Genomic DNA, 6,000 nt, shown 5'->3' with positions numbered 1-6,000 from the left:
GTCGGGGAGCACCGCCGTGTGCGGGACCTCGGCGGCGGGCACGTACGCCGCCTCGAAGACGCCGTACGGGGCGCCCTTGCCGGGCGGCGCGGTGACATGGAAGCCGGGGTAACTGCCCAGCGCCAGCTCGACGGCGGCGCCGCTGACCGCCCGGCCGACGGCGTCGGGGTCGCTGTCGCGGACGACGAGCCGCAGCAGCGCGCTGGCGGTCTCCTCGGTGCCGGCGTCCGCCCGGTCGGTGCGGGCCAGCTCCCAACGGACCTCGTCCGGGGCCTTCTTGACGCCCGGGGCCGCCAGCGCGTCGGCGACCTGGTCCTTCACCAGCCGCGCCTTGGCGTCGATGTCGAGCCCGGTCAGGACGAAGACGACCTCGTTGCGCCAGCCGCCGATCCGGTTCAGTCCGACCTTGAGCGTGGGGGGCGGTGCCTCGCCGCGTACGCCGGAGATCGTGACCCGGTCGGGGCCGTCCTGGGTGAGCCGTACGGTGTCGAGCCGGGCCGTCACGTCGGGGCCGGCGTACCGGGCGCTCCCGGTCTCGTACAGCAACTGCGCGGTGACGGTGCCGATGTCGACGACCCCGCCGGTGCCGGGGTGCTTGGTGATGGTCGCGGAGCCGTCGGCACGGAGTTCGGCGAGCGGGAAGCCTGGTCGGCGGACGTCGTGTTCGCCGAAGAAGGAGTAGTTGCCGCCGGTGGCCTGGGTGCCGCACTCCAGGACGTGTCCGGCGACGACGGCGCCCGCGAGCGCGTCGAGATCGTCGTCGCCCCAGCCGAAGTGCGCGGCGGCGGGGCCGGTGACGAGCGCGGCGTCGGTGACCCGGCCGGTCACCACCACGTCGGCGCCGCCGCGCAGACACTCCGCGATGCCGGCGCCGCCGAGGTAGGCGTTGGCGGTGAGCACGCCCTCGCCCCAGTCGCGCGCCGCGAGCAGGTCGTCGCCCTCGACGTGCGCGACGCGTACGGGGACGCCGACGCGCTCGGCCAGTTCGCTTACGGCGGCGGCCAGTCCGGCCGGGTTCAGCCCGCCCGCGTTGGCGACGATCTTCACGCCGCGCGTCTGCGCGAGCCCGAGTCCTTCCTCCAACTGCCGCAGGAAGGTCCTGGCGTAGCCGGACGAGGGGTTCTTCAGCCGGTCGCGGCCGAGGATGAGCATGGTCAGCTCGGCGAGGTAGTCGCCGGTGAGCACGTCGAGGGGGCCGCCGGTCAGCATGGAGCGCAGCGCGTCGAAGCGGTCGCCGTAGAAGCCGGAGGCGTTCCCGATGCGCAGGACGCCGGGGGTGGGGCGGGAGGTGTCCGGCACGCTCAGGCCCCCTTCGCCGGGCGGCCGGGACCGGCCGGGCCCGCGAACGCCTGCGCGATGTCCAGCCATCGGTCGGCGTCCGCGCCCTCGGCCCGTACGCCGAGGTCGGCGCGGTGGGCGCGCTGGGTCACGAGCAGACAGAAGTCCAGGGCGGGCCCGGTGACGCGCTGGGTGGCGTCCTCGGGGCCGTATGTCCACAACTGGCCCTCGGTACCGGTGAGTTCGACCCGGAAGGGGGCGGCCGGCGGCTGTTCGCCGCGGACGAAGTAGGCGTAGTCGCGGGCCCGTACGCCGATCCACGCCACGTGCCGCAGCCGCGCGGTCGGCTCGCGCCGTACGCCGAGCGCGTCCGCGATGTCCTGGCCGTGCGCCCAGGTCTCCATCAGGCGGGCGGTCGCCATCGACGGCGCGCTCATCGGCGGCCCGTACCAGGGGAATCGCGCGCCTGCGGGCGCCGAGCGCAGCGCCCGGTGGAGCCGGCCGCGGCCTTCGCGCCAGTGGGTGAGGAGTTGGTCCGGCGGCAGTGCGGCGCCTGCCTCGGCGCCCTCGTCCACGAAGGAGTCGGGGGCGGCGAGCGCCTTCGCGGCCATGTCGGCGAAGGCGGCCTCGTCGGTCACGGCGAGGAGGGACGCGGTGTCGGTCCACGCCAGATGGGCGATCTGGTGGGCGACGGTCCAGCCGGCCGCCGGGGTCGGGAGTGACCAGCTCGCGTCGTCCAACTCGGCCACGAGCCGGTCGACTTCCTCACTCTCGCTGCGCAGGTCGTCGAGGATTGGCGCGGCAGGGTCGGACACGGGACGCACTCCCATCGGCTCTCGGGACACGGCGTGGTGCGTGCCCCGGAGCATGGCAGCGCCCGGAGAAACAATCAAGCGTGCTTGCTTTACTGGTCGGCGCTTTCCCGGCCCGTCCGACCGGCCGGCGGTGCGGCCCTCCCGGCGGCCCTCTCGGTCGTCCTCCCGGCGGACCGCTCGGCGGCCCTCTCCGCGGCCGACTTCTCTCGCCCCGCCCTCCGCCCGCCCGACTGCGCCTGGACCGCGCCCACGCTCGCCATGATGACCAGCGCGATCGCCAGCGCGTCGGTGAGGGACAGGTCCTGGTGGAGCACCAGGAAGCCGGCCATGGCCGCGAGGGCCGGCTCGCCGCTCATCAGGATCGCGAACGTCGACGCGGGCAGCCGCCGCAGCGCGAGCAGTTCGAGGGTGTACGGCAGGACGGACGACATCAGCGCCACCGCGAGGCCGAGCCCGATCGTGGACGGCACCAGCAGCTTCGACCCGGCGTCGACGATGCCGAGCGGCAGGGTGAGCACCGCGCCGAAGGCCATGGCGAGGGCGAGTCCGTCGGCCTGCGGGAAGCGCTGCCCGGTCCGGGCGCTGAAGACGATGTACGCCGCCCACATCGCGCCCGCCGCGAGCGCGAACGCCGCGCCCACCGGGTCGAGCCGGTCGAACCCGCCACCGCTGAGCAGCACCACACCGCCGAGCGCGAGGCCGGCCCACAGGAGGTTTCCGAGCCTGCGGGAGGCGACGACGGAGAGGGTGAGCGGCCCGAGGACCTCCAGGGTCACGGCGGCGCCCAGCGGGATGCGGTCGGCGGCCTGGTAGAAGAGGAGGTTCATGGCCGCCAGTACGGCGCCGAAGACGAGCACCGTGCCCCAGTCCGCGCGCGAGTGACCGCGGACCTTGGGCCGGCAGACCACGAGCAGGACGACGGCCGCGAGCAGGAGCCGCAGCGTCACCACACCGACGGCGCCGGCGCGCGGCATCAGCAGCACGGCGATGGCGGCGCCGAACTGCACGGAGAGCATGCCCCCGACGACGAGCGCGACGGGCCCGAGCGACCGCCGCCCCCGCTCCGCCGGGGGACCGGCGGCGGCCACCCCCACGGCCTCGGGTACCGCCACGACGGCGCCTGCGGCCGCGGTACGCGACTCCTCCACCGGGATCCTCCTCCAGTTCAGCCAGATCGATCAGGTCACTTCAATGAACTATCACATGCAACATACTGCACCACGAAATGGGCCGGCCGACCCCCGGACCACAGGCCACTGTGCCCCGGCACGCCGGCTTTCCGCGACGGAGATTCCACCGTTGACAGGATTGGCTAATGAAGATAGCTTTTAGCTAACATCATTAGCCAAATGGAGGACGTCATGACCGAGTACCTCGCCGTCGACGGCGGCACGATCGCGTACGAGGTGGCGGGATCCGGACCGCTGATCGTCCTCGCGCACGGCATGGGCGACAGCCGCGCCGCGTACCGCGCCGTCGTCCCCGGACTCGTGGCCGCGGGCCACCGGGTCGCCGCGGTCGACCTGCGCGGCTGCGGCGAGTCCAGCGCCGACTGGCCGGCCTGGAGCCGCACCGACATCGCCGGCGATCTGCTCGCGGTGATCCGGCACCTCGGCGGCCCGGCCGTGCTCGTCGGCCACTCCATCTCCGGCGGCGCCGCCACCATCGCCGCGGCGCGCGAGCCCTCGCTGGTCACCGCGGTCGTCGAACTGGCGCCGTTCACCCGCAAGCAGTCGATCCGCCTCGGCGACCTGCGGGTGAAGCGCTTCCGCCAGGGCATGCTGCGGCTGCTCGGCGCGGCGACGTTCGGCAGCGTGCCGCTCTGGCGCTCGTACCTCGACGTGGCCTACCCCGGTGTGAGGCCGGCCGACTGGGCGGAGCGCCTCGACCGCTTCGACTCCCTGCTGCGCGAGCCGGGCCGGATGAAGGCGCTGCAAGGCATGGGCCGTGGCACCCCGGCCGACGCCGGTGCGCAACTCGGCAACGTCCGCTGCCCCGTGCTGGTCGTCATGGGCACGCTCGACCCCGACTGGGCCGACCCGCAGGCCGAGGGCTCGGCGATCGTCGACGCCCTGCCGTCCGGTCTCGGCCGCCTGGAGATGGTCGAGGGCGCCGGGCACTACCCGCACGACCAGTTCCCCGACCGGATCGTCTCCCTCGTGCTCGCCTTCGTCCGCTCGGACGCCGACCGTGCCTAGGGCCGGTCTGGACCCGGCGGCCGTGGTCGCGGCCGGTGCCGCGCTCGCCGACGAGGTGGGACTCGCCGGACTGACGATGGGTCTGCTCGCGGAGCGGCTGGGCGTGCGCACCCCGTCCCTCTACAAACACGTGGGCGGCCAGGAGGACCTCACGCGGCGCATCGCGGCCCTGGCGCTGAGCGAGGCCGCCGACGCCGTCGGCGGCGCGGTCCAGGGGTACGCGGGCCGCGACGCCCTGGCCGCCGCCGCACGCGCCTTCCGGGCCTTCGTCCTGGAGCACCCGGGCCGGTACGCGGCGACGATCGGCGTCGAACCGTCCGGCCCGGACGATCCACTGGCCGCCACCGGCCGGCGGCTGCTCGACGCCTTCATGGCCGTCCTGCGCGGCTACGAGGTCGCGGAGTCCGACGTCGACCACGCCCTGCGCATGCTCCGCAGCCTCTGCCACGGCTTCGCCACGCTCCAGTCGGCCAACGGCTTCCAGTGGAGCGCCGACGTGGACGAGAGCTTCGAGTGGCTGATCGCCTTCACGGACCGGGGCCTGCGCGCCCTGTGAGCCCGCCGAACACCCGCGCCGCGACCGTCGCCCTGGCAAGCCCCGTGACCGTCGCCCACCGGTGCCCGGTGTCACTGTCGTGGCTCCACACGTACTGACTGTCCGGGGTGCGCGTCATGCCGAAGTCGTAGAGGTCCGGCCGTCCGTGGTGCTCCCAGCGGGCGACGGCCCTCTCGATCTCCCCGAGAAGGCGTCGCGGCCCGTCCTGGAAGGCGGCCCCCGGTCCTCCCTCCGGCCCGGTGAGGACCGCCCAGGACGAACGCCCGTCGTGCACCCAGGCCACCGGCCCGTCCCGGTCCCCGAGGACGATCTCCACGTCCGGCAGGAGCACCCGCAGTGCGAACAACAGGTGCGGATCGGCCAGTCGCGGCACGTCGAGGGCGTGGGTGCTCTCGTCCTCGGCGGGGCCGTCACCGCGTACCTCGCGCCAGCCGAGGCGGACCGGCGTGCCGCGGGCGGGCATGAACAGCGCGAGCCCCTGGACCCAGCCGGTCGCGGAGAGCCCGTCGGCCGCGACGGTGAGAGCGACATGCCCCATGCGGCCCCACGGGGTGACGATCCGTCCACCGGGCCGGGTCTGCGCCACCCACTCCCACGGGACGGTCTCCACCGCGTACGTCGACTCGACCCGGTCGTACGGGCCACCCGGCGCGTGACCGAGCCGCCCGTCCCCGGTGACGACGGTGACATCCGCACCCGCGGCCTCCAGTCGGGTGCGCGCCGCCGCCGCGAGGCCGGGGTCGGCCTCCACGCTGGTCACCCGCCCCGGCCCGGCCCGACGGGCGAGCAGCGCGGCGTTCCAGCCGGTGCCGGTGCCGAGCTCCAGAACGCGGTGGCCGGGGTCCGGCATCAGGGAGTCGAGCATGTCCACCACCACGGACTGACAGGACAGGCTGGACGTGGCCCGTCCGTCTGCCACCTGTGTGACGGCGGGGTCACCCGGGCCGCCGTAGACCTCGGCCGCCCATCGCTCCGGCTCCGTCGCGCGGTTCACCGCGACGTACGCGTCGCCGTCCCAGCGCCACAGCGTGTCCGGTGCGAAGGAGTGCCGGGGAACGGCGTCGACGGCCGCCCGCACCCACGGCGAGTCGTCCGGCCAGCCGCCCCGCTCCTCCATCGCCGCGGCCAGCGCGATCCGCCGCTCCTCGAACAC

At 74.5% G+C, this 6,000-nt stretch carries 6 protein-coding genes; 2 read left to right on the top strand and 4 right to left on the bottom strand.

Annotated features, from left to right (window positions below; translation table 11 throughout):
• The 3 genes from GXP76_RS17890 to GXP76_RS17880 form a co-directional block, all read right to left on the bottom strand.
• Positions 1–1,368, bottom strand: a 1,368-nt coding sequence (locus GXP76_RS17890; RefSeq protein WP_374361467.1) for an acyclic terpene utilization AtuA family protein, incomplete at its 3' end; no start/stop codon positions are given.
• Positions 1,302–2,093 (bottom strand): TIGR03084 family metal-binding protein, encoded by a 792-nt coding sequence (locus GXP76_RS17885; RefSeq protein WP_242572537.1) that lies wholly within the window; start codon positions 2,091–2,093, stop codon positions 1,302–1,304. The genes GXP76_RS17885 and GXP76_RS17890, both read right to left, overlap by 67 nt.
• Before the next feature lie 89 nt (positions 2,094–2,182).
• Entirely contained in the window at positions 2,183–3,241 is a 1,059-nt protein-coding gene (locus GXP76_RS17880; RefSeq protein ID WP_242572536.1) for a DMT family transporter, read from the bottom strand.
• Between the two features lie 213 nt (positions 3,242–3,454).
• Between GXP76_RS17880 and GXP76_RS17875 the strand changes: the two genes are divergently transcribed.
• A complete protein-coding gene (locus GXP76_RS17875; protein WP_242572541.1) occupies positions 3,455–4,291 on the top strand; it encodes an alpha/beta fold hydrolase in 837 nt (278 codons plus the stop codon).
• Between the two features lie 22 nt (positions 4,292–4,313).
• Positions 4,314–4,847 (top strand): TetR/AcrR family transcriptional regulator, encoded by a 534-nt coding sequence (locus tag GXP76_RS17870; RefSeq protein WP_242572540.1) that lies wholly within the window; start codon positions 4,314–4,316, stop codon positions 4,845–4,847.
• Here the strand turns inward: GXP76_RS17870 and GXP76_RS17865 are convergent.
• On the bottom strand, positions 4,819–6,000 hold the full coding sequence (locus GXP76_RS17865) for a methyltransferase domain-containing protein (protein ID WP_242572535.1): 1,182 nt from the start codon (positions 5,998–6,000) through the stop codon (positions 4,819–4,821). The genes GXP76_RS17870 and GXP76_RS17865 overlap by 29 nt on opposite strands.

It is taken from the genome of Streptomyces sp. NP-1717 (assembly GCF_022695985.1).
GTDB lineage: Bacteria > Actinomycetota > Actinomycetes > Streptomycetales > Streptomycetaceae > Streptomyces.
The sequence above is the reverse complement of the archived record's forward strand: the minus strand, read 5'-3'. Positions and strand labels throughout refer to the sequence as shown.

Bases quoted from the DNA above. Each gene is read 5' to 3' on its own strand.
- GXP76_RS17875 (WP_242572541.1), top strand. From the start codon at position 3,455: ATGACCGAGTACCTCGCCGTCGACGGCGGCACGATCGCGTACGAGGTG.